The following is a 22,960-nucleotide window of genomic DNA, read 5'->3' on the forward strand; positions in this document are numbered from 1 at the left end:
AAAAAATAAAGACTATCTTCAGTCTGAATATCGTCTGTTACAATTAAAGAAAATAACTTAATCCTGCTTTATAACGGTTTAGTCTGTCGGGCAGACCATTGTATCCTCCGTTAATGGCTTTGGTAATCTTTTTAAAAACAACAAGGTTGTTGCCCGTATCAATATTTTTGGTAATATCAATCTGATCTGCCAATGCATTGAGATTTCTGCTATTCCAGAACCAGCCAGCACTTTCTGCTGCATTTTTAAGCTGAATAGCATTACATTTCGTAACATTTTTACCTCCTAAAAATGTGGGATTTGCCACAAAATCTGTTCCTAAAGCAAGTGAAACCGCTTTATAATTGGCTCTTCCGGTAATCTGGATAAGCCCTCTTCCTTTGAATCTTACCCCATCTCCTTTCTGAGTATTTCCCAGATCTTTTCTTCCCTCGTATGCGCTTCCGCTCGCAAGTTCTTCGGTGTAAAACAAGCCGCCGCTTTCGTGACCTACCTGTGCCAAAAAATTCAGCATTCGGGAAGGGGTATTGACGGAAAACTTATCGCATGTTGCTATAACATACGGTAAGAATTGCGAAGCGTAAGCAGATTTTGAGCAGGTTGCCTCTTTAAGTTGTCCAAGTGTAAGCATGATTATTGTTCTTTAAATTGATAGGTAAAACTATCTTAAAAAAACAAAAACCATTACAGGGATTCTACTATTTTCCGATAAGTATTTCTACGGAATTTAATTGATTGTTATTCTTCGCAGGCTCTCCAGACTGCGTCATTCTGCGGAACGGGAGCCGTGATTTCAATATTTTCTTTGGTAACGGGATGAATAAATTCCAGTTTTCGGGCGTGAAGGTTTATTCCTCCATCAGGATTTGAACGTGCTGCACCATATTTAAGATCTCCTTTAATAGGAGCCCCGATTTTTGAAAGCTGGGCCCTGATCTGGTGATGCCTTCCCGTTTCCAGGTCTATTTCCAGAAGAAAATAATTATCCAGATTTTTGATGATATGATAAGTAAGAATTGCTTCTTTTGCACCTTCAGTGGCTTTCGGGAAAACGATGGCTTTATTATTTTTTTCGTTTTTCTTTAAAAAATGAATCAGCCTCTGGGACTGCGGAATCATCTCTTTGGTAACAACAGCCCAGTATGTTTTTTTAATTTCCCGGTTTTTTACCATTTGCGTGAGCCGGGACAGTGCTTTGGAAGTTTTAGCATAAATTACCAATCCGGAAGTTGGTCTGTCGATACGATGAACAAGTCCGAGAAAAACATTTCCCGGTTTGTCATCTCTTTTTTTGATAAAACTTTTAATCAGTTCCAGTAAAGAATCATCTCCGGTTTTATCACCCTGTACCAGCTGCCCTACTTTTTTATTGATCACCAGAAGATGGTTGTCTTCATACACAATCTGTTCCTCCATTTTTTACTGACGATAATTGGGTCTGTTTGAAAATGAAAGTATAATTCCTCCGAGAAGACCTAATGTTTTAATTCCGGAAATTTTCCAGTCTACCGGGAAAAGAGCACCCACCACACATAATCCTGCCGCTGCATACATGGCATACATAAAATTTTTTGTCGTCATCAACGGAGCCTGAAGAAAAAAGCTTATTCCGATAAGCACATAAAATACTCTCCGGGAAAGCAATATATTGATATCGGGAGAGAAAAGATCAAACCAGCCTACTACAAGACACAATAATGCTACAATAGAAAGTACTCCCTGGATTGTTTGTTGATTATTCATGATTAATAACTTTCACTTTCGATAGGGAAATTCTGACTTTTCACATCTTTCACGTATTGCTCTACAGCACCTGTAATTTCGGTATAAAGATCAAGATATCTTCTTAAAAATTTAGGACTGAAACCTTTGTTCATTCCAACCATATCATGGTAGACCAAGACCTGCCCGTCGCAATGCGCTCCTGCTCCTATCCCAATGGTAGGAATAGAGATCGATTCCGTTACTTTTTTAGCTAAATCCGCAGGAATTTTTTCTAAAACCACTGCAAAGCATCCCAATTCCTCAAGCAATTGCGCATCCGCAATTAATTTTTCTGCTTCAGCTTCTTCTTTTGCTCTTACTTTATAGGTTCCGAATTTATAGATAGACTGAGGTGTTAAACCTAAATGCCCCATCACAGGAATACCTGCATTGATAATTTTTTTAATTGATTTTGAGATTTCTTTTCCCCCTTCAATTTTTACAGCATGTGCTCCTCCTTCTTTCATCATTCTCACTGCAGATTCCAGAGCTTTTTCCGGGTTGCTCTGATAGGTTCCGAAAGGCAGATCGGCAACCACCAATGCCCTGTCTGTACCTCTTACTACACTTTGAGAATGATAAATCATCTGATCCAGCGTAATGGGAAGTGTGGTTTCAAAGCCCGCCATGACATTGGCAGCAGAGTCGCCTATAAGAACCGCATCAATCCCTCCGGCATCCACCATTTTTGCTGTGGTATAATCGTATGCTGTAAGCATGGTTATTTTTTCCTTGTCAAATTTCATTTTGCGCAAGGTTTCCGTTGTAACTTTCTTAATTTCAGAATGAACAGACATATTGTATCTATTTAAAAGTTAAAAAGTCGGCCCTGAGCCGACTTCAATTTTGTATGATTTTATAAAACTACGTGACCGAGTTTCATTAATTTGTCGTGGTTGAGAATCTTGATATTTCTTCCGTCTACTTCAATGAGATTATCTCCTTTAAATTCGGAAATAAGACGGATGGCACTTTCGGTGGCCGTACCTATAATGTTGGCGATTTCTTCCCTTGTTAACGAAATTTTGATAAAACCTTCAGGATCTACACCTAATTTCTGTTCCAGAAGAAGCAAGATTTCCGCAAGTCTCTCCCTCACCGTTTTCTGTGCAAGGAAGGTAATCGTATTAGAAGACTCGCCCAATTCATAGGAAATCTTCTGAAGCATAACAAAAGATAATTGAGAATCTATTTCAAGAAGATACATAAAAACATCTGCAGGCAGAAAAGTAGCCTCAATATCAGTCATGGCTTCCGCTTTTGCCTGGAAGTTTTCTCCACAAAGCAAAGAACGATAACCGATGATATCACCTTCTTTAATAAATCTTAAGATCTGGTCTTTTCCGAATGCTCCCGATTTTGATAATTTCGCTGCTCCTTTTTCTAAAACAAACACTCCCTTGGGAGTTTCTCCGTCCTCAAAAATCGTATCATGTTTCTGGAAAGTAAACTTCTTTTTGGCGTTGAGATATTTTTCAAAATCAGCACTGGAAAGTCTCTCTTTAAATGATTTATCATTAAAAACTCTGGCGAACCTTTCTTCGATGGCAATCTGTTGTTCCTGCGACATTTTATATGACATTTATCACAAAAATAGAACTTTTTAACTCGATAAACAAAAAAAATTGTTATAATTTTGTAGTTCAATAATTTATGAAGGTGAGCGAGAACTGTTTTCATTGTGGCCAAGGTATCGAAAAAGAAAGAATTTTATTTGATGAAAAGACTTTCTGCTGTAACGGTTGTAAATCGGTCTATGAAATTCTAAATGCTAATAATTTAAACAATTTTTACGAGCTTAATAAAAGAGCAGGAATTCGCCCCGGTGATGAAAATTCCGGGCAGTTCGATTATCTAGACACCCCGGAAATCTTTGAAAAGGTGACTGATTTTTCTGAAGGAAACACCAGTCTCATCACTTTTAAAATCCCAGTAATCCACTGTTCTTCATGCATCTGGTTATTGGAAAGCCTTCATACATTAAACAAAAACATTAAATATTCGCAGGTTAATTTCACCAGAAAGACGCTGCAGGTTTCATTCAATCATAATGAATTAAAACTAAGCGAATTAGCTAATTTCCTCACCAATCTGGGCTATAAGCCGGTTATCAGTCTTGAAACTGCGGATAAAAATGTTGAACATCTTGACAAATCACTTCTGGTAAAATTTGCTATTGCTGCTTTTGCTTTCGGAAACGGAATGTTCCTTGCTTTTCCGGAATATATCGGCGGTGAAGATTACTGGATGGAGCATTACAAAGGACTTTTCCGCGCACTAATGTGTCTGCTGGCCATTCCGGTGGTAGTATATTCGGCTTCAGATTATTATAAATCTGCCTGGTACGGACTGAAAAATAAGATCGTAAATATTGATGTTCCTATCGTCCTGGGAATTATCGTACTCTTCGGACGGAGCCTCTATGAAGTGGCAACCGACTATGGTCCTGGATATTTTGACACCCTGTGCGGACTTTTATTCTTCATGCTTCTTGGTAAAATTTTCCAGAAACGAACGTACAGCGCACTTTCTTACGACCGGGATTATAAATCGTTTTATCCTATTGCCGTTACAAAAGTTGATTTTGACGGAAAGCAGGACAATATTCTGCTTTCGGAAATTAAAATCGGAGACCGTATTTTAGTAAGAAATCAGGAAATCATTCCGGTGGATGCCATCCTCATAAATGGCGATGGAAATATAGACAACAGTTTTATTACGGGTGAAAGCGCTACCATAAGCAAGCAACCTGGAGATAAAATTTTCGCAGGCGGAAAACAGATCGGTTCTTCTCTTGAACTCGAAGTGATCAAGAATGTTGACCAGAGTTACCTTACCCAGCTTTGGAACAAAGAAGCTTTCAAAAAACATGAAACCGGGCTTGACACCCTAACGAACAAGGTCAGTAAGTACTTCACTTTCATTATTTTAGGCATTGCCTTAATCTCCGGAATTTACTGGTATTTTATTGATCTTAATAAAATGTTCCAGGTAATTTCCGCCATTCTGATTATTGCCTGCCCTTGTGCCCTTGCCCTGTCCGCGCCTTTTACTTTCGGACATATCATGAGGATTTTAGGACGAAATAAATTCTATGTAAAAGACACAATCACCATCGAGAAAATTGCTAAACTCGATACGATTGTTTTTGATAAGACAGGAACCATCACCCACAGAAAAAAATCCAATATTACTTACGAGGGAGCAGAGATTCAAGAATTTGATTTACTGAATATAAAAACGCTTTTAAAGAACTCCAATCACCCCCTATCAAAATCGTTGTATGATTTTATTGAAGTAAATGACGACTATTATCAGGTAGAACATTTCAGAGAGATTTCAGGGAAAGGATACGAAGCGATGGTGAGAGGCAATCTCTATAAAATCGGCTCAGCCAGGTACAATAATCAGGAGTCAAAAAATCTGGAAACAGCAGTGTATATCAGCAAAAACAATGAGTTTATCGGTAAATTTATTTTTAAAAATGAATACCGCGAAAATCTAAAAAATCTCTTTAAAAAACTTGCCGGATACCACGTTTTTATTCTCAGTGGCGATAATGCTTCAGAAGAAAACCAACTTAAAGAATTGATTCCTGCATCCAAAGGAATGGCATTTAACCAAAGTCCCGAAGACAAGCTGAATTACATCAAAAACCTTCAGGATCAAAACTTTAAAGTAGCGATGCTTGGAGACGGACTTAACGATGCCGGAGCATTAAAGCAAAGTAATGTGGGAATAGCGATTGCTGACGACACCAATAGTTTCACCCCTTCTTCCGATGTCATTATGGACGGTGAAAAAGTGGTACTTCTCGATAAATACCTGAATGTCTGCAAGGGTTCGATGACAATTGTGAAGATGACATTCATAATCAGTTTTCTTTACAATGTTGTCGGCTTAAGTTACGCAGTTACAGGACATATGCATCCTCTTTTCGCCGCTTTGATCATGCCAGCAAGCTCCATTACAGTTGTTTCATTCACTACTCTTTCAACCTGGATACTGGGCAGGAAATATTTCAAAAAAAACGCTTAAACGCCCTTATTTAGACTGGTTTTAAATTAGACAAAAGCCGTATTTCGTGACGAATATCATTATTTTTCACTAAATTTGAACCCCGAAAATAGGTTAATTTTGTTGTCTAATGGATATTCTATATTTAATGATCCTATGCAGTGTTTCTTTGGCTGCAGTTTTCCTGGTCGTGTTTATAGTGTATGCCAGAAAAGGACAGTTTGAGGATGATGAATCCCCGGCTGTAAGAATTCTTTTCGACTCTGATGAAATCAGGGAAAAAGAAGAGCCTGGCAGCAATGAAAACGATGATGAAAAAGGAGAAAGTAAAAAAATTGAAGAAAAAAGTGAATAGTTGATATGGAAACACAAAAGTTTAGTTATGACAACAGTATTGTCCGGGCATTTCTTTATGCGACCGTCGTTTTCGGGATCATAGGGTTTTTGTTTGGGCTTACAGCTGCATTAATGCTTTTCTACCCTGAGCTTCCGGAGTTTTTATTCGGAACGGACGATACAACCATTAAAAGTTTAGGTGGTGGCATCGATGGGTTGATAAAAACGCATGGTGCTTTCGGATTTGGGAGAATCAGAATGCTGCACACGAGTACTGTTATTTTTGCATTCGTAATGAATGTTGTTTATGTAGGAGTATATTATTCCTTACAGCGATTACTGAAAACAAGAATGTACAGTGACACCCTGTCCTGGATCCACTTCTGGACATGGCAGATCATGATCCTTGTAACGTATGTTACGTTCTTCATGGGGATTAACACATCCAAAGAATATGCAGAACACGAATGGCCTATTGATATTTTAATTACCATCTCATGGGTGATTTTCGGGGCTAATATGTTCTTAACGATAGCTAAAAGACGAGTAAGACATTTATATGTTGCCATCTGGTTCTATGTTGGAACATGGATTGCCGTAGCGATGCTTCATATTTTCAACAACCTTGAGGTTCCTCTATCTTTCACAGGATGGAAATCTTATTCTGCATATGCAGGGGTAAAAGATGCTATCGTACAATGGTGGTACGGTCACAATGCGGTTGCATTCGTACTGACAACTCCTGTTTTAGGTTTAATGTATTATTTTTTACCTAAAGCAGCAGACAGACCGGTATTCTCGTATAAACTATCGATTATTCACTTCTGGTCACTAATCTTCGTTTATATCTGGGCTGGTCCTCACCACCTTCAATATACCGCTTTACCGGCTTGGGCTCAGGCAGTGGGAACAGGTTTCTCTATCATGCTTATTGCACCATCTTGGGGAGGTATGCTGAACGGATTACTAACTTTGAGAGGAGCCTGGGATAAAGTAAGAGAAAATCCTATTCTTAAATTCTTCGTTGTTGCGGTAACTTGTTATGGTATGGCAACGTTTGAAGGCCCATTATTGGCAACTAAAAACATTAACAAAATCGGTCACTTTACAGACTGGGTTATCGGTCACGTACACTTAGGTGCATTAGGATGGAATGGTTTCATGGCATTCGGTGTAATCTATTACCTGATCCCAATCTTATGGAGAACGAAATTATATTCAACAAGACTTGCCAACTGGCATTTCTGGCTGGGAACTTTAGGAATCATCTTCTATGCAGTACCAATGTATATCTCCGGATTTACTCAAGGATTAATGTGGAAGCAGTTCAACCCGGACGGAACCTTAGTATGGAAAAACTGGCTGGATACTGTAACGGCAATTATTCCTTATTTTAAAATGAGATTCGTAGGAGGATTATTTTATCTTTCAGGAGCTATTTTAATGGTGGTAAACTTAATTGCTACGGTAAGAAAAGGATCATTCCAGAAAGATGTACCTGCAGAAGCTCCGGCTTTAGCGAACATCAGCAAAAAGCGTAAAGAAGGAGAAGGAACTCACCTTTGGCTGGAAAGAACTCCTGTATTGATGGGTATTCTGTCTTTATTAACGATCTCTATCGGTAGTATGGTGGAAATTATTCCTACCCTATCGCTTAAGAAAAGTGTACCAACCATTTCAGCAGTGAAGCCATATTCTCCACTGGAGCTGGAAGGTAGAGATATTTATATCAGAGAAGGATGTAATGCATGTCACTCTCAGATGGTAAGACCATTCAGAGATGAGATTGTAAGATTCAACGGTAAAAACGGACAGTATTCCAAAGCGGGAGAATTCGTATATGACAGACCGTTCCTTTGGGGATCTAAGAGAACCGGACCGGATTTGCACAGAGAGGGTGGTAAAAACCCAAGTTCTTGGCACTATAAGCACATGTATAACCCAAGATCTACTTCAGCAGGTTCTATCATGCCTCGTTACCCTTGGTTAATTGCTACCGATCTTGACAGATCTAAAATGGTAGATAAAATGAAGCTGATGAAGAGTGCATTTGAAGTTCCTTACACCAAAGCTGAGATAGATTCCGCCAACTCATGGGCCAATAACCAGGCAACGAAGATTGTAAGAGATATTATGTCTGAAGCACCGGATCTTAAAGATGCCTATGCAAAGAGACCTAAAGGTGAATTGGAGAAAAAAGAGATTGTAGCTCTTATTTCTTACCTTCAGAGATTAGGAACGGATATCAAAACAACGGAAATCAAAACAGCAAGTAATAACTAACATTAAAAAAAAAGTTCCATCATGATACCTCAGAACTTTAAAGACATATTATCCAATACCGACAATGCTGGCTTTTACCAGACTTTGGCTCTGATTTTCTTTATGCTGTTCTTCGTAGCACTTGTAATATATGTTTTCAGCAGACCTAAAAAATATTACAAGGAAGAAGAGGAAGCTCCTCTGAGTGATGACCAGGATGATGATAATTTTAATTTAAAAAATTAACAACTTATTATGAAACAAAGAACACCGGTTTTTGTAAACATCTTAATAATAATCGGACTTTTAATAGTTTTTTATTATCTGTTTGTACAGAGCTATGAGTTTCTAGGCTCGCCTTACTTCTGGGGAACTGTTGTGATTGCAGGTATTCTGGCATACATACACAGCGCGATCGGAGATCTTATTGAAAACAATAAATTCAAAAAATTATCTCCTGAAGAAAAAGCAGCTTATTTAGCAGAGAAAAAAGTTCCTTATTTTATAAGGTTATATAATGCAGCATTTAAAAAACAATCTGCTGCCGAAGAGAAAGATATCCTTATCGATCACGGCTTCGACGGGATTATGGAATTGGACAACCAATTACCGAAATGGTGGGTAGGTTTGTTCTATTTTGGGACCGCTTTTTGTATTGTGTACGTTGCAGCATACTCTTTCACAGATTTTGCTCATCCATTGACAGAATATGAGAAAGAATATAAAGAACAGCTTGCAAGCATCAAGAAATACGAAGAAACTCAGCCGCCTGTAACAATTGAAACAGCTAAATATTCAGCAGATAATATTGCAGAGGGTAAAGAGCTCTTTAAAACGAACTGTGCATCTTGTCATAAAGAAGACGGTAGTGGCGGTATCGGTCCAAACCTTACGGATCAATATTGGATCAACCAGCCTGAGAAAACGTTATTTAAAAACGTATTCCATATGGACTGGAACGGATCTCCTACAAATCCTGCGATGAGAGCATTCGGTAAGAACGGGGAAGTTTCCGGTGCTGAAATTGAAAAGATTGCAGCATATGTATACCACATCAACCAGGAATTGCCTCCGGTGACACCAGCTCAGGGTGGTGCAGCACCTCAGGGAACTGAAGCACACTGGGAGAAAGAATAATTTTAACAAAAAAATTAGAAACATATGAAAAACATAATTTGTTATTACCTTAAAAATAGTAACGAATTATGTTTTTTCTTTTTTAAATACCAGTACATATGTCAGACATAGAAGAAATAGAAGTACGCGGCGGACAGGGCCAGGTTCTGGACCCTGAAACTTACAGAGATTCTATAGGCACCATGGATCAGTCCGGAAAAAGAAAATGGGTCTATCCCAGAAAGCCTAAAGGAAAGTATACCAATTACAGGTATCTTGTGAGCTGTATTTTATTATTTATTTATTTTTCGGTACCGTTTGTTAAAATCAATGGTAATCCGATGATTTTATTTAATGTGATTGACCGGGAGTTTTTCATTTTCGGGCAACCTTTCTATCCTCAGGATTTTTTCATCCTAACGTTGGGAGCTATTGCATCTCTTATTTTTATTATTGTATTTACGATTGCTTTCGGTAGAATTTTCTGCGGGTGGATATGTCCTCAGACAATTTTCCTTGAAATGATTTTCCGTAAAATAGAATATGCTATTGAAGGAGACAGAAATAAGCAGATGAAACTGGACAGACAGGAGTGGAACAGCGAAAAGATATGGAAAAGAGGTCTGAAGTGGACCATCTACATTATCATATCACTTGTTATTACCCACTTCATGTTTATGTATATCGTAGGATATGAAGAGGTTTTCAGGATTCTTTCGGAAGGACCATTTGCGCATCCAACCAATTTTATTGTAATGATTTTGCTTACTGCTGCATTTTACTTTGTATTTGCATGGTTCAGAGAGCAGGTTTGCACACTGGTTTGTCCTTACGGAAGGTTACAGGGTGTTTTGATCGATAAGGATACGGTAAATGTTTTCTACGATTTCAAAAGAGGGGAAAACAGAGCGAAATGGAGAAAAGGAGAAGACCGAAAAGCAGCCGGAAAAGGAGATTGTATCGATTGTCATCAGTGTGTGGTAGTTTGCCCTACCGGAATTGATATCAGGGACGGGCAACAGCTGGAATGCGTAAACTGTACGGCATGTATTGACGCCTGTGATGAAGTCATGGAAAAAGTAGGGCTCCCGAAAGGATTAATCCGGTACGCTACGGAGAATGAAATTGAAAACGAGACCAAATTTAAATTTACAGGAAGAATGAAAGGCTTTGCCTTAATTCTGGTATTACTAACCGGTTTCCTTGGATATCTTCTTTATAACCGTGGCGAAATGGAAGCAAAATTCATAAAGCCTGCCGGAAGTACATTTTTTTTAAGGGACGGAAAAATTACCAATACCTACAATTATACTTTCCTCAATAAAACCAATGATAAGAAGATTGTAACCATTAAAGTAGTTGAACCGAAACACGGAGAAGTTATTTACAGTGGTTCAAGCAAAATTACCGTTGATAGGGATAAGATTACCAAAGGAACCGTTAATATCAGCTTCCCGGAAAGTGAAATGAATCTTTCCAAGCAGAATATTACTATTGGTGTTTATGATATGAGCGGAAAACTGGTGGATTCTTACGAAACCTATTTTGAGGGACCTTTTAAACTACAATTCTAATATCAGAAACCTCAATATCATCATCTGACGGAATATTGAGGTTTTTAAAATATATTAATTTAAAATGAAAAAATTCACTTGGGGGCACGGTGTAGTCATCGCATTACTGGCATTCATGGCATTCATATTATCAATGCTATTCCTTTTCCCGAATGGCCAGAAAAATTCTGAAATGGTAACTGATAATTATTATGAGGAAGAACTGAAATATCAGGATGTTATTGATGCTAAAAAAAGAGCCGATGATCTGCAGGAAAAACCAGTCTACAGCCAGGATAAAAATGGGATTAAGATTACCTTTCCAACAAACTATAACAATTCCAATACAACGGTAAAATTTGTTTTGAACAGGACTGACGATCAGAATTTAGATATAAAAAAATCTGTGCAGCTTGATGCCAGCAAATCATTTATAATACCTGCTCAGGTATTAAAAATGGGAAATTATACATTACGATTAAACTGGACTAAAGATAAAACAGATTACCGAATAGATTATGATGTAATATGGAAATAGCACTTATTGTATCGGCTATAGGTTTAGGATTTGCTTCCGGTTTTCACTGTATCGGAATGTGCGGACCTATTGCCCTGTCAATGGGATTAACAAAAAAACAGGCGACCAATTATTATCTCCAGAATCTTACTTACCAGTTCGGAAGAATTTTTACCTATTCATTTTTAGGAGCAATTCTGGGCATTGTAGGCGAAGGCTTCGAAATGGCAGGAATCCAGAAATATCTTACGATTGCCGTGGGAATATTATTAATTATAATGGCTGTATTTTCTTTCGGAGGTAAAGATTTTGCTTCAAAAATTCCTTTCTTTTCTAAATTTTTATTCAAAGTAAAATCTAATTTGGGAAGGTTGCTACAGAAAGCAGATTACCGATCAAGATTTACAACAGGAATTCTTAATGGTTTCTTACCCTGCGGAATGGTTTACATGGCATTAACCGCAAGCCTTGCAAGTGGGGGAATATGGCAGGGCGCTTTATATATGGCTCTTTTTGGATTAGGAACCCTCCCGTTTATGTTTACGGTCGTTCTTTTAGGAAATCTTATGAACCAGGCTTTCCGGATAAAAATATTAAAGATGATTCCGGTGGTGATGATTATCTTAGGAGGTCTGTTTATTGTAAGAGGTCTTGAGCTCGGAATTCCTTATCTCTCTCCAAGAGCAGAAGCAATGACGATCTCAAAAGACAAACAGGGAGACTGTCATTTGCCGGGGGATCATAATACACACAATCACGATAATACGAATTGTCATTAGTAGTGAATAAAAGCTAAATTTAAAAGATTAAGCCCTTTGGAGCCTATCCAGAGGGCTTTTAATTATAACTCTGAAAGGACCAAATTAACCACTAATTATAAAGATCACGCATATAACAATTTATTTATAAAACAATTATATAAAAAATTTAAAAATATTACTAACATTATTTATTAAATGCGATTTTATTGCAAAATCAATTTTGTACCTTTATCGTAACTAAAAATTTAATATATGCTTATAAAACTACTTTTTACGAAATTTGAGCCATCAAAATGGCTAAATTCAAGAAAAACAACAACGCTCGCATTCGCAGCAGGTTTATTTTTTACTTATTCGGGAGTAAAAGCCCAAACTTCGGTAACAGTTCCCGATTTAACGGTTGTAAGTACCTTTACAGGTCCTTTTGCCAATTCTACGAGAACATATCAAATGGTTATTGATGATACACAATTGACTACTTTATCGGGGAAGTACCTTTCATCAATATCGTTCAAAATACCGAGTACGGCAGCTTCATCATGGCCTGCTTCTAATATTACTTATCCTGATTATCAGATTTATCTTAGTGATGGTGTAAATCCTGCCAACGCACAGCTAAATTTTGCAGCAAACGTTGTAGGAACTCAGACACAGGTTCGGTCCGGAAGCCTTTCAATACCAGCCGGTTCAGTGGCAAATAACAATACATTCAGCTTTGATATTACTTTCACCACTCCTTATCTTTACACAGGTAGCAATCTGGTTATTGAAATACGGCATACTGGAAGCAACGGTACATCAACCTCAAACCAGGCGGTAGGAACAAGCGCAACAGGATATGGAAGCTTATTCACATCATGCTGGTCCAGCTCTACAAGTGTATTGCAGGGAAATTTTTCTTATGTGAAAATTAGTTCCGCAGGTACTTTAGGGGTAAAGTCTGTTGAGATCAATGGAGGAACATCAGTTTACCCTAACCCGGTAAAAGATCAGCTGTATGTAAAATCTGATAATGATATTATGGAATTGAATATTTTCAATTTAGTTGGACAAAAAGTCTATTCCCAGAAAAATTCAGTTAAGATCCCACAAATCAATGTATACGGATTGGCAAAAGGAAATTATATTTTACAAACAATCGATAAAAACGGAAATTCAGCTTCAACAAAATTTATTAAGGAGTAAAAAAATAGGTAAATACTATTGAATAAAAAAACCACTGAATATCAGTGGTTTTTATTTTTTGATTAGTTTATCACATCAAATCTCGCATATTCTGCAATCTTTTTTGGAAGCTTAATCCCATCCTCTGTCTGATTGTTTTCCAGCAAAGCAGCCATAATTCTCGGTAACGCCATTGCAGATCCGTTTAAGGTATGTACAAGCTGGGACTTTCCGTCTGTTTTGTAACGGCATTTTAATCTGTTCGCCTGGAAGGTTTCAAAATTGGAAACAGAGCTCACCTCCAGCCATTTCTCCTGGGCAGCACTCCAGACTTCGAAGTCGTAGGTCATGGCAGAAGCAAAACCGGTGTCTCCGCCGCAAAGTCTTAACACTCTGTAAGGAAGTTCAAGATCACTCAGAATTTCTTTAATATGTTCTACCATTTCTTCTAAGACCGCATAAGAATTTTCTGGCTTTTCAATTCTTACAATTTCTACTTTTTCAAACTGATGAAGACGGTTCAGTCCTCTTACGTGAGCACCATAACTTCCCGCCTCTCTTCTGTAGCACTGAGAAAAAGCTGTATTCTTTACAGGTAAATCCTTTTCCTCGAATAATACATCCCTGTACAGATTGGTAACCGGTACTTCTGCTGTAGGAATTAAAAATAATGTTTCGGAGGTTGTATTATTAGCAATCTCATACATCTGTCCTTCTTTGTCCGGTAGCTGACCTGTTCCGTATCCGGAAGCTTCGTTTATCACGTGAGGAGGATTGACCTCCATATATCCTTTTTCTACGTTTTTATCAAGAAAATACTGAACCAGCGCTCTCTGCAAACGTGCTCCTTTTCCTAAGTAAACCGGAAAACCTGCTCCGGCAATTTTCACCCCAAGCTCAAAATCAATTAGGTTGTATTTTTTTGCCAGTTCCCAGTGAGGGATCGCTCCTTCTCCAAGACCTTCAACATCGTGAGACTGGTAAATAACCTCGTTATCGTCTGCAGAAGCACCACTCTTCACTTGTTCATGAGGAATATTCGGAAGCTGGTATAGGATATTGATCAGTTCTTTTTCTCTGACATCTAATTGTGATTTCAATTCGGACGTAGACTCTTTAAGCTGTGCTGTTTTAGATTTTGCAGATTCGGCTTCTTCTCTTTTTCCCTCTTTCATCAAAAGTCCGATTTCCTTGGAAATTTTATTGCTTTCGGAAAGCTGGGAATCCAGTTCGAACTGAATTTTTCTTCTTTCGTCGTCGGTAGCAATAGCCTGATCCACCAACTCAAGATTCCTGAATTGTCTTTTCTTAAGACCCTCTAAAACGCGCTCTTTGTTGTCGCGCAAAAAATTGACTTGTAACATTTTATTTAGATGTTAGTTATTAGAATGTTGAACATCAGAATGTCAACAGTTTTGCAAATGTATAAAATTATTTTACGATTGTAACAACATTCGGGGAACCGGGCTGTTTTGTAAATCTTAAGGTACCGTTATAATATACTTTCGAGACTTCGAACACGGACGGCGTCATTCTGTATTCAATTCTAAGTTTATCCTCAATAGTATCTAAAGCAGTATTATTAAGCCTCTTGATCAAAGAAACTGTTATATCAGAACGATAGATTTTATTATCCGGATTTAAAGTATCAATCCCTATTCTTCTTGCGCCTGCAATATATTCAATAAAAAGTGTGGAATCTGCAGTTGCACGGAGGCTGCTGTTGACAGGAGCAAGATCTGCGGCACCATTGTCATCGTTCATTGAATACGTGAAATAAGAAGAATCCTTTTTATTTTTAAAAAGATCTCTCCCGGATGTATTTTTCATATAAATATTAAGGATCTGGTCGATATTCTGCAAATCATCCTCCTCTGTCCTGCAACTTAGGAAAGCAAAAAAAATAACCAGAACTCCGAAAAAAATATTCTTCATGTACAGCAAAGATAAAAACTTATTTTCAATTTTTCCTCTGATTTTATTGGCTTTCAGGATTAATTAACAGCAATCTGTATTTAGATTATATTCAACTTTAAAAATGTTTAAATCTCTGATAAATTTAATCAATGAGTTTTCACAATTTTCTTTAGCAGAAGATGAATTTCTTTTCTGGACAAGATGAAATCACGAATATGAAATTCGGTAATCTGATAAAACCTCCAAAAAAGAACTCCCGATGAAAGGCAATAGGAAGCAGAGTTTATAATACAGGCTCCTTTGATTCCCCATTTCGGAATGATAAAAAATGAAGAGATAATGGTAAAGATGAGCCCCGCAAGAGATTTAACATTTAAAATTCTCAATTTATTAATTCCTGCGAAGTAATATCCGATAATATTGCTCACGGCTATCGCTAAAATACCGGGCGAAAGTAACAAAACAATTTCTTTTGTCTCCCCGAAATCTTTACCGAAAATCATGGCATACCAGTGCGCAGGAATCATCAGCATGATAGAAATAAACAGAAGGGTAATAAGGAAGCTGATGCGCAGGGATATTTTTGTTTTTTCGATTGCACTATTAAAATCCGTATCATTTACCACATCTGCATAGAGAACTACAGAAAGACTTCTGCTTACAGTCCATACAGCTTCGGAGAAGGCAATTCCCACCGAGAAAACACCGACACTTATAATTCCCCTGAAATATTCAAGAAAATAAAATGAAAGCCTGTTATTGAGAAACTGTAGAAATGTACTCAACTGTATTTTCCAGCCATAATTAAACAATTGGAAACCAATATCCTTTGAGATCAATATTTTTTTAAAATCAGCCTTTTTTATTAACTGAATGGCAGTGATAAAAAACAGTAGCGTAAAGCAACTTATCTGGGCAATGAAATAGGCATTAACAGAGGTAATTTTGATACAATAAACAATTATGATGATGAATATGATGTGCACGAGTTGCTGTAAAACCGTATATAAGTTGAACATTTTGATATTCTGCTGGCCTACGAACAAATTTACATTCGCCGTAAGAAGTGAAGACATCACCGAAAGCCCGATAAGGTAACCGGAATATTCTGCAGCATGGCCGGAACTGAACAAAACAGGAATCAGAATTCCCGTAATAACAGCCCAAAGATAAGCAAAAGGCAGGATTTCCTCAGTTCTGAATTTTCTTGCAAAATAGCTCATACTGCTGCCTACAAAGATATTCGCAAAAAAACTGATGATGGTAAGGTCTGCAATGATAATCGATATCAACCCTTTTCCACTGCTTCCCCACATATTGGTGGAGTAAATTACCAGCCCGAAATTCAGGATCAGGATTAAAAACCGGGAAACAAAAGTTTTAAAAATAGTCTCCTTCATCTTATGCTAATGATTTTTTGATGAAGTTGACGAAATTATTTTTAATACCATTCCAGGCATACTTCGTTTCATACTCTTTTCTCGCATTCTGAGCATGCTCCGAATAAATTTTAGGGTTCTTGATATAATTCAGAATAATATCTGAAATTCTCTCAGAATTTTCAGGATCAACCAAAAACCCGAATTTTGACACATCAATATGCTGTCGTGTAGCTTTTAAATCCGTATAAATTACAGGTTTTCCGGAGGCTGCATAATAAAATATCTTAATCGGCAGACAATGATGATTTTCGTAATTCATGGTTCTCAGATCAAAACAGATATCTGCATCAGCATAAGCTTCCGTAAAGGTTTCAAAAGCCGCCGGCTTTTCTATTCTGAGATTTTCAAAATGGTATTTTTTTACCAGTCCGGAAAAATATTTTTCGTCTTTTTCTTTTCTGGAACCGCCAATTAAAAGGATTGAGATCTTAAGTTCAGGTGCTTTTTTTCTCAGACTATCTGCCGCGGCAAAAAAATTACCGATTCCTTTTTCCTCAGAAAACTGTCCTGTGTAGCAGAGTGTTATTTTGTCCGAATCCAGGCTTTTAATATGTTGCCTAATATAAATATCATCCGGATAATAGGGTAACACTATTGATTTTTTAAACGGAAAGAAATACGCCAGAGGAAACTTCTTTGTGTTTTCTCCGAAAATATAATGGGTGCTGATCCATCCCGCATATAACTGAATAAGAAAAAACTTTATTGCATGAATAAGGTTAAATGGAAAAGAAAATCTTTCTACCATCCTCATGGATGGATACCATTCCGTGACATCATAGATAATACTTATATTTTTATTCTTTCTGATGCTTTTTGCTGCTATTACGGCTAAAGGTTCTGAGCAGATGACAGCGTCCGGCTGATACGCGATGCACATTTTTTCCAGAATCTTCTTCTTTTCAGAAACACTTCTTTCCAGGACGGCATAGGATTCTATTTCAATCCCTTCAACCGTGCCCTGAAATTCTGATGAAAGACTGCAGATTTTCACCTCATATCCTTGTTCTTTCAATGCTTTGGCCTGATGATAGAATATCCTGTCATCATCATGTCTGTGAGCGGTTGTTAAAAAAAGGAGTTTAGATACTTTCATCCGGGATAATTAATAGGATCTTTTATATTTAAATTTCACAAATATAACTAAAGCAAAAAAAGTGGAAGTTTTCCACTTTTTGTTTATTCAATTAATCGGGATTTTATTTAATAGATGCGGCCCAGCTTCTTTCAAAGGGCAGAAGAAAATTTCCTAAAAATTCGAGATAGGTATTTTTTGAAAAGTCAAAAACCTGTATGTCTTTAGAAATCTCTCCGCTTCTTATTTTCGTTTTAAAATCAATAAGTTTCAACGTTTTTACTTCACCATTTTCGATGAAGCTTGCTTTCATTCTGTCGAAAAGACCCAGATGGTATTCATCATCAATTTCTTTCATTATTTTTCCCAATGCATCAATGCTGCATCCCGAAGCCATTTCTTTCTCTTCGTCTACACAAATAACAATAAACTGATTCTTTTCAATCTTAAACGATGATGAGAGCGGTTTTCCATGCGCAGCCCAAGTGGACAGAAAATCAAAAAGCTTTTCTGTAATTATTTTTGCCTCTTTTGTCTCAAAAGGCCTGGATGCGGGATATATGATAACTCTGTAATCGTTGGTCTCTACAATATTTGATTCTTCAATCTTCATGTCTGATACATTTTAAAATTCAAAATTACGCAATTTTCCTGAGTTTGAACCCATTATACTTTTTACTCAATACATATAGAAAAAGGATGATTAACAAAATAATATATCCGAAGAAAAACCTTAATCCTGATGAATGGGGGAAAAACAGGAATTTAATATAAATATTAATTAGAAAAAAGACAGCAAGCGTTCTGATCCATAAATCTTTAGAAAGATAAAACGTTAATATGAGAAGTCCTACGGACGTTATAGTAACTTTCTTAAAGTAAATAATTTTGGTGAAAATTATGGCAAGATAATCGTTAATGCTGAAATCCGGCGGTGATCCGGAAATAAATTCACGCCTGTAGATGAAGGTATCATAAAAAAGATGTTTCCAACCGGGATAACCATAAAAATTTGTGATCGATACATATAAAGTAAAAAGAATGATGCTTTGTAATATAAAAGCTATTTCTATTTTTTTATTGTTTAAATATCCATAAATACCTGCTACTGCCAGATAACTTAATGTAAAGGGTATATAATCAGGTCTGATAAAAGTAATGGCAAAAAGAACTGAAAACATAGTCCACTTTTTCCATTGTTTGATTATACCCATCATAAAAATCAACAGAAATTGTAAAACGAACATATCCGGTGTGGCTACTCTGGCCATAAAAGTCATGGGAGGCAATAGCATGATTGAAATAGTCAGCACTCCTGTGAGAATATAGTTTTCAGGGAAAATAATTCTTATAATATAAAATAAAAGTAATCCGGAAATAAAATAGGAAATTATACTTAAGAAAAGGACCGCATCCGGCGAAGAAAGACCTAATTGATAGAGAAAAAGAATTCCCAGATTATACCCTACTTTTATCTGATAATAAGGCAACTGTTCCATGAAGGCACGTGTATTATTAGCAAAAGCCTGTCGGGCATTATCGGCAGGCTTTTGTATTCCTAAAATATCCCTGAACTGGTCTTCAGGAGCTTTTTTTTGTATTTCGCTGTAGGTAAGTTTACGAATTGTATCCGGTGCATCCGGAAACTTCAGGGTATAGAGACTTCCTATATAGCCAGGCATATCCCAATCGTAAACCCTGTTTTTATAATTCCAGAAGCTCAGTACAGCAATAATGATGATTATGAAAAAAAAGGAAATTCGCCATCCTGTTTTCATGGAATGCTATTCGTTAAAATTGCTCAGAATTTTATAAATCTTCAGCTTCAGCCAACAGTTCTACAATATCTTTTACGGCAACTTCGTGATTTTTATTAAAATGTTTCACGCCATCTGTCATCATGGTATTGCAGAAAGGGCATCCGGTTGCAATGACTTTAGGTTCAAAAGACAAAGCCTCTTCCGTACGTTCAATATTAATATCTTTATTTCCTTTTTCCGGCTCTTTAAACATTTGAGCTCCTCCTGCACCACAACATAATCCGTTTGTTTTGCAGCGTTTCATTTCTACGAGTTCAGCATCCAGCTTTTCCAGCAAAGCTCTGGGCGCTTCGTATTCATCATTTGCCCGTCCCAGATAACATGGGTCATGGAAAGTAATCTTTTTTCCTCTGAAAGCCCCGCCTTCAATTTTCAGCCTTCCTTCTTCCATCAGGTTTCTGAGAAACTGCGTGTGATGAATAACTTCATAGTTTCCACCCAGGCTTGGATATTCGTTTTTAAGGGTATTAAAGCAATGCGGACAAGCCGTAACAATTTTTTTAACTTCATAAGCATTAAGAACTTCAATATTCGTTAAAGCCATCATCTGGAAGACGAATTCATTTCCGGCGCGTTTTGCCGGATCTCCGGTACAGCTTTCCTCCTGTCCTAAAACAGCGAATTCAACCCCGATTTTATTTAAAATTTTACAAAATGCTTTCGTTATTTTCTTGGCACGGTCGTCAAAACTCCCGGCACAGCCTACCCAGAACAGAACTTCGGGTGATTTACCTTCGGCAGCATATTCTGCCATTGTTTTTATATTGAAATCCATCTCTTTCAATTTGAAAAATGTGAGAATCTGAAAATTTGAAAATGCAATAACTCAGTCTCAAATTCTCAAATTATATAATTGATTAATTAATCTTTTGCCCAATTCAGACGGTCCGCCTGGTTGTATTGCCAAGGAGCAGCATTGTTTTCTACATTGGCCATCATAAGATTCAATTCCTGAGGAGCAGCAGACTGTTCCATTACCAGAAACCTTCTCATATCAAAAATAATGGAAAGCGGATCAAGCAACACCGGACATGCTTCTGTACAAGCATTACAAGTAGTACATGCCCAAAGTTCTTCTTTGGTAATGTAATCGTTCAACAGCTTTTTACCATCATCTTCAAACTTCCCGTTTTTATCTATGTTTCTCCCTACCTCTTCAAGACGGTCCCGGGTTTTCATTAAAATTAACCTTGGAGAAAGTTTTTTACCGGTAATATTTGCCGGACAAACAGCAGTACAACGGCCACATTCCGTACAGGAATACGCATTTAATAACTGTACCTGATTAAGGTCAAAAATATCTTCCGCCCCGAATTTCGAAGGAGCTTCTGCATCACCTCCGGCCGGAGCAGCATATGGGTCTGCATTCGGATCCATCATTAATTTGATTTCCTGAGTAACGGAATCCAGATTATTGAATTTTCCTTTCTTCTCCAGATTGGCATACCAAGTACTTGGAAAAGCTAAAATAATGTGTAAATGTTTTGAATAATAAAGATAATTCATAAAGAACAGGATGCCTACAAAGTGAAACCACCATGCAGCTCTTTCAATACCGAATAAGAATCCGTTATCAAAACTGAAAACTTCTAAAAAAGGCACAAAGGTAATCTGACTAATCGGAAATGATCCAAGACGAGCAAAATGATCGTACCCTCTTGCCTGAAGAATAGAGTCTGAAGCATTCATAGTAAAGAAAGCAACCATAAGAGCAAACTCAATGATAAGAATCCAGTTGGCATCTTCCTTAGGCCATCCGAAAAGTTCTTTCATAGTAAGCCTTTTTACTCCGTAAAAATTTCTTCTGATAAAGAATATTACAACCCCGATTATAACCAATAATGCCAGCACTTCCAATGTTGCTGTAAAATAGCTGTAGAAGGTATTTCCGAAGATTGCTGCCAAAAATCTATGCGTTCCGAAAATCCCGTCAACAACAATTTCTATAAGTTCAAAATTGATAATAATAAAACCGACATATACAAAAAGGTGCAGAATTCCTGCTACAGGGCGTTTTGTCATTTTGCTTTGCCCCATTGCCACCCTAACCATGGTTTCCCAGCGTTCACCCTTTCTGTCGCTACGGTTGATTTCACGTCCTAATCTGATATTTCTATAAATCTTTTGCAAGCTTTTTGCGAAGAGGCCAAAACCCACAATTAATAAAATCAGAAAAATAATATGAGCGATATATTGCATGGATTTATTTATTAGTCTTTACTATTTTTCCCGAATACTGAAAAATTAACATACCTCTTAGGATTTGCCTTCACATCTTCAATTAATGAATTCAGGTTGGTGGATGCAGAATTTAGATTATTGTACAATTCCTCATCTTTCATCAGTTTTCCTAAACTTCCCTGTCCGTTATTTATTCCGGCTACTACTTCATTAAGCTTTCCTACAGTAGCATCAAGATTAGCAATTGTAGCATTCAGTTTTTGTGTATCAATACTTTCTGCAAGATTACCGTATTTATCCAAGGTTACTTTACCGCTTTGCATGGTAAGGCTTGCGTCATCCAAAACTTTCTGGAGCTTAGGATCGTTATGCCCTACAAGACTGTTCACACTTCCTGCTGTGGTTTGCAGAGCAGCCACTGTTTTATTAAGATTGGCCAGCAACAATCTGATTTCTTCTCTATTTTGGGCATTTACCACCTGGTTTGCACTAGACATTAAAGAATCTACTCTATACAAAACGGTCTGCAGCTGATCTTTAACAGGGCCTACCTGAGAAGAAAGACTCCCTAAAGTTCCGAGCTTAAATGCTCCTTTTAAAGTATCTCCGTCTTTAGCCGTGGGACCTCCGTACATCAGGTTGATTCTCATTTCTTTTCCGGACATTAAGCCTGGCTCGAAAATCTCAAGTGTTGAGTTTTTTGAAAATTCAAAATTATTGTCAACCGTAATTTTCACCAGGAAATCAATTTTCCCGTCTTTGGAAGTATTGGGAATGATCTTATCCACCTGCCCTACTTTTAATCCGTTAATGGAAACCGGTGCAGACTGGGCGAGCCCTTCCACGTTATCATATTTTGCGTAAAATATATTATCGGTAGTAAAAAGGCTTCTGCCTTTCATAAATTGGAAAAGTATCACAAAGCCTACAATGGCTATCAATGCGATTATCCCAGCTTTTAATTCTTTACTGAACTTCACTTGCTAAATTTTTCTATGAGCAAATATAATACATTTAAATGAATGTTTTTCTTTA

23 protein-coding genes are annotated in these 22,960 nt (G+C 37.3%); 9 read left to right on the plus strand and 14 right to left on the minus strand.

The annotated features are described in order from the left end of the window. Nucleotides 1–43: 43 nt before the first annotated feature. The 5 genes from U9K52_RS19840 to U9K52_RS19860 all read right to left on the minus strand — a co-directional run bounded on the left by U9K52_RS19840 (nucleotide 44) and on the right by U9K52_RS19860 (nucleotide 3,334). Nucleotides 44–631: a glycoside hydrolase family 19 protein gene (locus U9K52_RS19840; protein ID WP_322927856.1), complete on the minus strand. Its 588-nt coding sequence runs from the start codon at nucleotides 629–631 to the stop codon at nucleotides 44–46. Nucleotides 632–738: 107 nt separating this feature from the next. Continuing rightward, nucleotides 739–1,416, minus strand: a complete 678-nt coding sequence (locus tag U9K52_RS19845) for an RluA family pseudouridine synthase (RefSeq protein ID WP_322927857.1) — start codon at nucleotides 1,414–1,416, stop codon at nucleotides 739–741. A 3-nt stretch (nucleotides 1,417–1,419) separates the two neighbouring features. Then, nucleotides 1,420–1,743: a hypothetical protein gene (locus U9K52_RS19850; RefSeq protein WP_248388897.1), complete on the minus strand. Its 324-nt coding sequence runs from the start codon at nucleotides 1,741–1,743 to the stop codon at nucleotides 1,420–1,422. A 2-nt stretch (nucleotides 1,744–1,745) separates the two neighbouring features. After that, entirely contained in the window at nucleotides 1,746–2,561 is an 816-nt protein-coding gene (panB, locus tag U9K52_RS19855) for a 3-methyl-2-oxobutanoate hydroxymethyltransferase (RefSeq protein WP_322927858.1), read from the minus strand. Between the two features lie 59 nt (nucleotides 2,562–2,620). Next, nucleotides 2,621–3,334 (minus strand): Crp/Fnr family transcriptional regulator, encoded by a 714-nt coding sequence (locus U9K52_RS19860; protein WP_248388901.1) that lies wholly within the window; start codon nucleotides 3,332–3,334, stop codon nucleotides 2,621–2,623. Between the two features lie 89 nt (nucleotides 3,335–3,423). Here U9K52_RS19860 and U9K52_RS19865 point away from each other — a divergent pair, with 89 nt between their 5' ends. The 9 genes from U9K52_RS19865 to U9K52_RS19905 all read left to right on the plus strand — a co-directional run bounded on the left by U9K52_RS19865 (nucleotide 3,424) and on the right by U9K52_RS19905 (nucleotide 13,511). Continuing rightward, on the plus strand, nucleotides 3,424–5,802 hold the full coding sequence (locus tag U9K52_RS19865) for a heavy metal translocating P-type ATPase (RefSeq protein ID WP_263602070.1): 2,379 nt from the start codon (nucleotides 3,424–3,426) through the stop codon (nucleotides 5,800–5,802). 109 nt (nucleotides 5,803–5,911) lie between these two features. After that, the gene (ccoS, locus tag U9K52_RS19870; protein WP_248388905.1) at nucleotides 5,912–6,136 is read left to right on the plus strand and encodes a cbb3-type cytochrome oxidase assembly protein CcoS; all 225 of its coding nucleotides are present in this window, start codon (nucleotides 5,912–5,914) and stop codon (nucleotides 6,134–6,136) included. 5 nt (nucleotides 6,137–6,141) lie between these two features. After that, entirely contained in the window at nucleotides 6,142–8,400 is a 2,259-nt protein-coding gene (gene ccoN, locus U9K52_RS19875) for a cytochrome-c oxidase, cbb3-type subunit I (protein ID WP_248388907.1), read from the plus strand. Nucleotides 8,401–8,421: 21 nt separating this feature from the next. Continuing rightward, nucleotides 8,422–8,625: a cbb3-type cytochrome oxidase subunit 3 gene (locus U9K52_RS19880; RefSeq protein ID WP_248388909.1), complete on the plus strand. Its 204-nt coding sequence runs from the start codon at nucleotides 8,422–8,424 to the stop codon at nucleotides 8,623–8,625. Between the two features lie 9 nt (nucleotides 8,626–8,634). Beyond that, a complete protein-coding gene (locus U9K52_RS19885) occupies nucleotides 8,635–9,516 on the plus strand; it encodes a cbb3-type cytochrome c oxidase N-terminal domain-containing protein (protein WP_248388911.1) in 882 nt (293 codons plus the stop codon). A 98-nt stretch (nucleotides 9,517–9,614) separates the two neighbouring features. Next, nucleotides 9,615–11,069, plus strand: a complete 1,455-nt coding sequence (gene ccoG, locus U9K52_RS19890; protein WP_322927861.1) for a cytochrome c oxidase accessory protein CcoG — start codon at nucleotides 9,615–9,617, stop codon at nucleotides 11,067–11,069. A gap of 64 nt (nucleotides 11,070–11,133) precedes the next feature. Next, complete coding sequence (locus U9K52_RS19895) at nucleotides 11,134–11,586, plus strand: FixH family protein (protein ID WP_263602068.1); 453 nt, start codon at nucleotides 11,134–11,136, stop codon at nucleotides 11,584–11,586. Beyond that, nucleotides 11,577–12,344, plus strand: coding sequence for a sulfite exporter TauE/SafE family protein (locus U9K52_RS19900; RefSeq protein ID WP_248388917.1), 768 nt, complete (start codon nucleotides 11,577–11,579; stop codon nucleotides 12,342–12,344). The genes U9K52_RS19895 and U9K52_RS19900 overlap by 10 nt, the downstream gene beginning before the upstream one ends. A 234-nt stretch (nucleotides 12,345–12,578) precedes the next feature. Then, nucleotides 12,579–13,511 (plus strand): T9SS type A sorting domain-containing protein, encoded by a 933-nt coding sequence (locus U9K52_RS19905; RefSeq protein ID WP_322927862.1) that lies wholly within the window; start codon nucleotides 12,579–12,581, stop codon nucleotides 13,509–13,511. Between the two features lie 62 nt (nucleotides 13,512–13,573). Here the strand turns inward: U9K52_RS19905 and serS are convergent, their stop codons facing one another. From serS to U9K52_RS19950, 9 genes are all read right to left on the minus strand, one after another. Continuing rightward, a complete protein-coding gene (gene serS / locus U9K52_RS19910; protein WP_312171764.1) occupies nucleotides 13,574–14,854 on the minus strand; it encodes a serine--tRNA ligase in 1,281 nt (426 codons plus the stop codon). Nucleotides 14,855–14,921: 67 nt separating this feature from the next. Continuing rightward, entirely contained in the window at nucleotides 14,922–15,425 is a 504-nt protein-coding gene (locus U9K52_RS19915; RefSeq protein ID WP_322927863.1) for a hypothetical protein, read from the minus strand. 128 nt (nucleotides 15,426–15,553) lie between these two features. Beyond that, the gene (locus tag U9K52_RS19920) at nucleotides 15,554–16,807 is read right to left on the minus strand and encodes a lipopolysaccharide biosynthesis protein (protein WP_263602064.1); all 1,254 of its coding nucleotides are present in this window, start codon (nucleotides 16,805–16,807) and stop codon (nucleotides 15,554–15,556) included. A gap of 1 nt (nucleotide 16,808) precedes the next feature. Then, nucleotides 16,809–17,945, minus strand: a complete 1,137-nt coding sequence (locus tag U9K52_RS19925; RefSeq protein ID WP_322927865.1) for a glycosyltransferase — start codon at nucleotides 17,943–17,945, stop codon at nucleotides 16,809–16,811. Nucleotides 17,946–18,048: 103 nt separating this feature from the next. Then, complete coding sequence (locus U9K52_RS19930; RefSeq protein ID WP_263602062.1) at nucleotides 18,049–18,537, minus strand: hypothetical protein; 489 nt, start codon at nucleotides 18,535–18,537, stop codon at nucleotides 18,049–18,051. Nucleotides 18,538–18,562: 25 nt separating this feature from the next. Then, nucleotides 18,563–19,702 carry a hypothetical protein gene (locus U9K52_RS19935; protein ID WP_263602061.1) on the minus strand — a complete coding sequence of 380 codons (1,140 nt, stop codon included), beginning with the start codon at nucleotides 19,700–19,702 and terminating at the stop codon, nucleotides 18,563–18,565. A 31-nt stretch (nucleotides 19,703–19,733) separates the two neighbouring features. Continuing rightward, nucleotides 19,734–20,519: a (Fe-S)-binding protein gene (locus tag U9K52_RS19940; RefSeq protein WP_248388933.1), complete on the minus strand. Its 786-nt coding sequence runs from the start codon at nucleotides 20,517–20,519 to the stop codon at nucleotides 19,734–19,736. An 86-nt stretch (nucleotides 20,520–20,605) separates the two neighbouring features. Continuing rightward, nucleotides 20,606–21,943 carry a 4Fe-4S dicluster domain-containing protein gene (locus U9K52_RS19945; protein WP_263602060.1) on the minus strand — a complete coding sequence of 446 codons (1,338 nt, stop codon included), beginning with the start codon at nucleotides 21,941–21,943 and terminating at the stop codon, nucleotides 20,606–20,608. An 11-nt stretch (nucleotides 21,944–21,954) separates the two neighbouring features. After that, nucleotides 21,955–22,905 carry an MlaD family protein gene (locus tag U9K52_RS19950; RefSeq protein WP_248388937.1) on the minus strand — a complete coding sequence of 317 codons (951 nt, stop codon included), beginning with the start codon at nucleotides 22,903–22,905 and terminating at the stop codon, nucleotides 21,955–21,957. Nucleotides 22,906–22,960: the final 55 nt, after the last annotated feature.

This window comes from Chryseobacterium sp. MHB01 (assembly GCF_034651565.1).
In the GTDB taxonomy this organism is placed as follows: domain Bacteria; phylum Bacteroidota; class Bacteroidia; order Flavobacteriales; family Weeksellaceae; genus Chryseobacterium; species Chryseobacterium nepalense.

Excerpts from the sequence above, each read along its gene's own strand:
- U9K52_RS19840 (WP_322927856.1), bottom strand. The coding sequence starts at position 631 with ATGCTTACACTTGGACAACTTAAAGAGGCAACCTGCTCAAAATCTGCT.
- U9K52_RS19845 (WP_322927857.1), bottom strand. The coding sequence starts at position 1,416 with ATGGAGGAACAGATTGTGTATGAAGACAACCATCTTCTGGTGATCAAT.
- U9K52_RS19850 (WP_248388897.1), bottom strand. The coding sequence starts at position 1,743 with ATGAATAATCAACAAACAATCCAGGGAGTACTTTCTATTGTAGCATTA.
- panB (WP_322927858.1), bottom strand. The coding sequence starts at position 2,561 with ATGTCTGTTCATTCTGAAATTAAGAAAGTTACAACGGAAACCTTGCGC.
- U9K52_RS19860 (WP_248388901.1), bottom strand. The coding sequence starts at position 3,334 with ATGTCGCAGGAACAACAGATTGCCATCGAAGAAAGGTTCGCCAGAGTT.
- ccoS (WP_248388905.1), top strand. The coding sequence starts at position 5,912 with ATGGATATTCTATATTTAATGATCCTATGCAGTGTTTCTTTGGCTGCA.
- ccoN (WP_248388907.1), top strand. The coding sequence starts at position 6,142 with ATGGAAACACAAAAGTTTAGTTATGACAACAGTATTGTCCGGGCATTT.
- U9K52_RS19880 (WP_248388909.1), top strand. The coding sequence starts at position 8,422 with ATGATACCTCAGAACTTTAAAGACATATTATCCAATACCGACAATGCT.
- U9K52_RS19885 (WP_248388911.1), top strand. The coding sequence starts at position 8,635 with ATGAAACAAAGAACACCGGTTTTTGTAAACATCTTAATAATAATCGGA.
- ccoG (WP_322927861.1), top strand. The coding sequence starts at position 9,615 with ATGTCAGACATAGAAGAAATAGAAGTACGCGGCGGACAGGGCCAGGTT.
- U9K52_RS19895 (WP_263602068.1), top strand. The coding sequence starts at position 11,134 with ATGAAAAAATTCACTTGGGGGCACGGTGTAGTCATCGCATTACTGGCA.
- U9K52_RS19900 (WP_248388917.1), top strand. The coding sequence starts at position 11,577 with ATGGAAATAGCACTTATTGTATCGGCTATAGGTTTAGGATTTGCTTCC.
- U9K52_RS19905 (WP_322927862.1), top strand. The coding sequence starts at position 12,579 with ATGCTTATAAAACTACTTTTTACGAAATTTGAGCCATCAAAATGGCTA.
- serS (WP_312171764.1), bottom strand. The coding sequence starts at position 14,854 with ATGTTACAAGTCAATTTTTTGCGCGACAACAAAGAGCGCGTTTTAGAG.
- U9K52_RS19915 (WP_322927863.1), bottom strand. The coding sequence starts at position 15,425 with ATGAAGAATATTTTTTTCGGAGTTCTGGTTATTTTTTTTGCTTTCCTA.
- U9K52_RS19920 (WP_263602064.1), bottom strand. The coding sequence starts at position 16,807 with ATGAAGGAGACTATTTTTAAAACTTTTGTTTCCCGGTTTTTAATCCTG.
- U9K52_RS19925 (WP_322927865.1), bottom strand. The coding sequence starts at position 17,945 with ATGAAAGTATCTAAACTCCTTTTTTTAACAACCGCTCACAGACATGAT.
- U9K52_RS19930 (WP_263602062.1), bottom strand. The coding sequence starts at position 18,537 with ATGAAGATTGAAGAATCAAATATTGTAGAGACCAACGATTACAGAGTT.
- U9K52_RS19935 (WP_263602061.1), bottom strand. The coding sequence starts at position 19,702 with ATGAAAACAGGATGGCGAATTTCCTTTTTTTTCATAATCATCATTATT.
- U9K52_RS19940 (WP_248388933.1), bottom strand. The coding sequence starts at position 20,519 with ATGGATTTCAATATAAAAACAATGGCAGAATATGCTGCCGAAGGTAAA.
- U9K52_RS19945 (WP_263602060.1), bottom strand. The coding sequence starts at position 21,943 with ATGCAATATATCGCTCATATTATTTTTCTGATTTTATTAATTGTGGGT.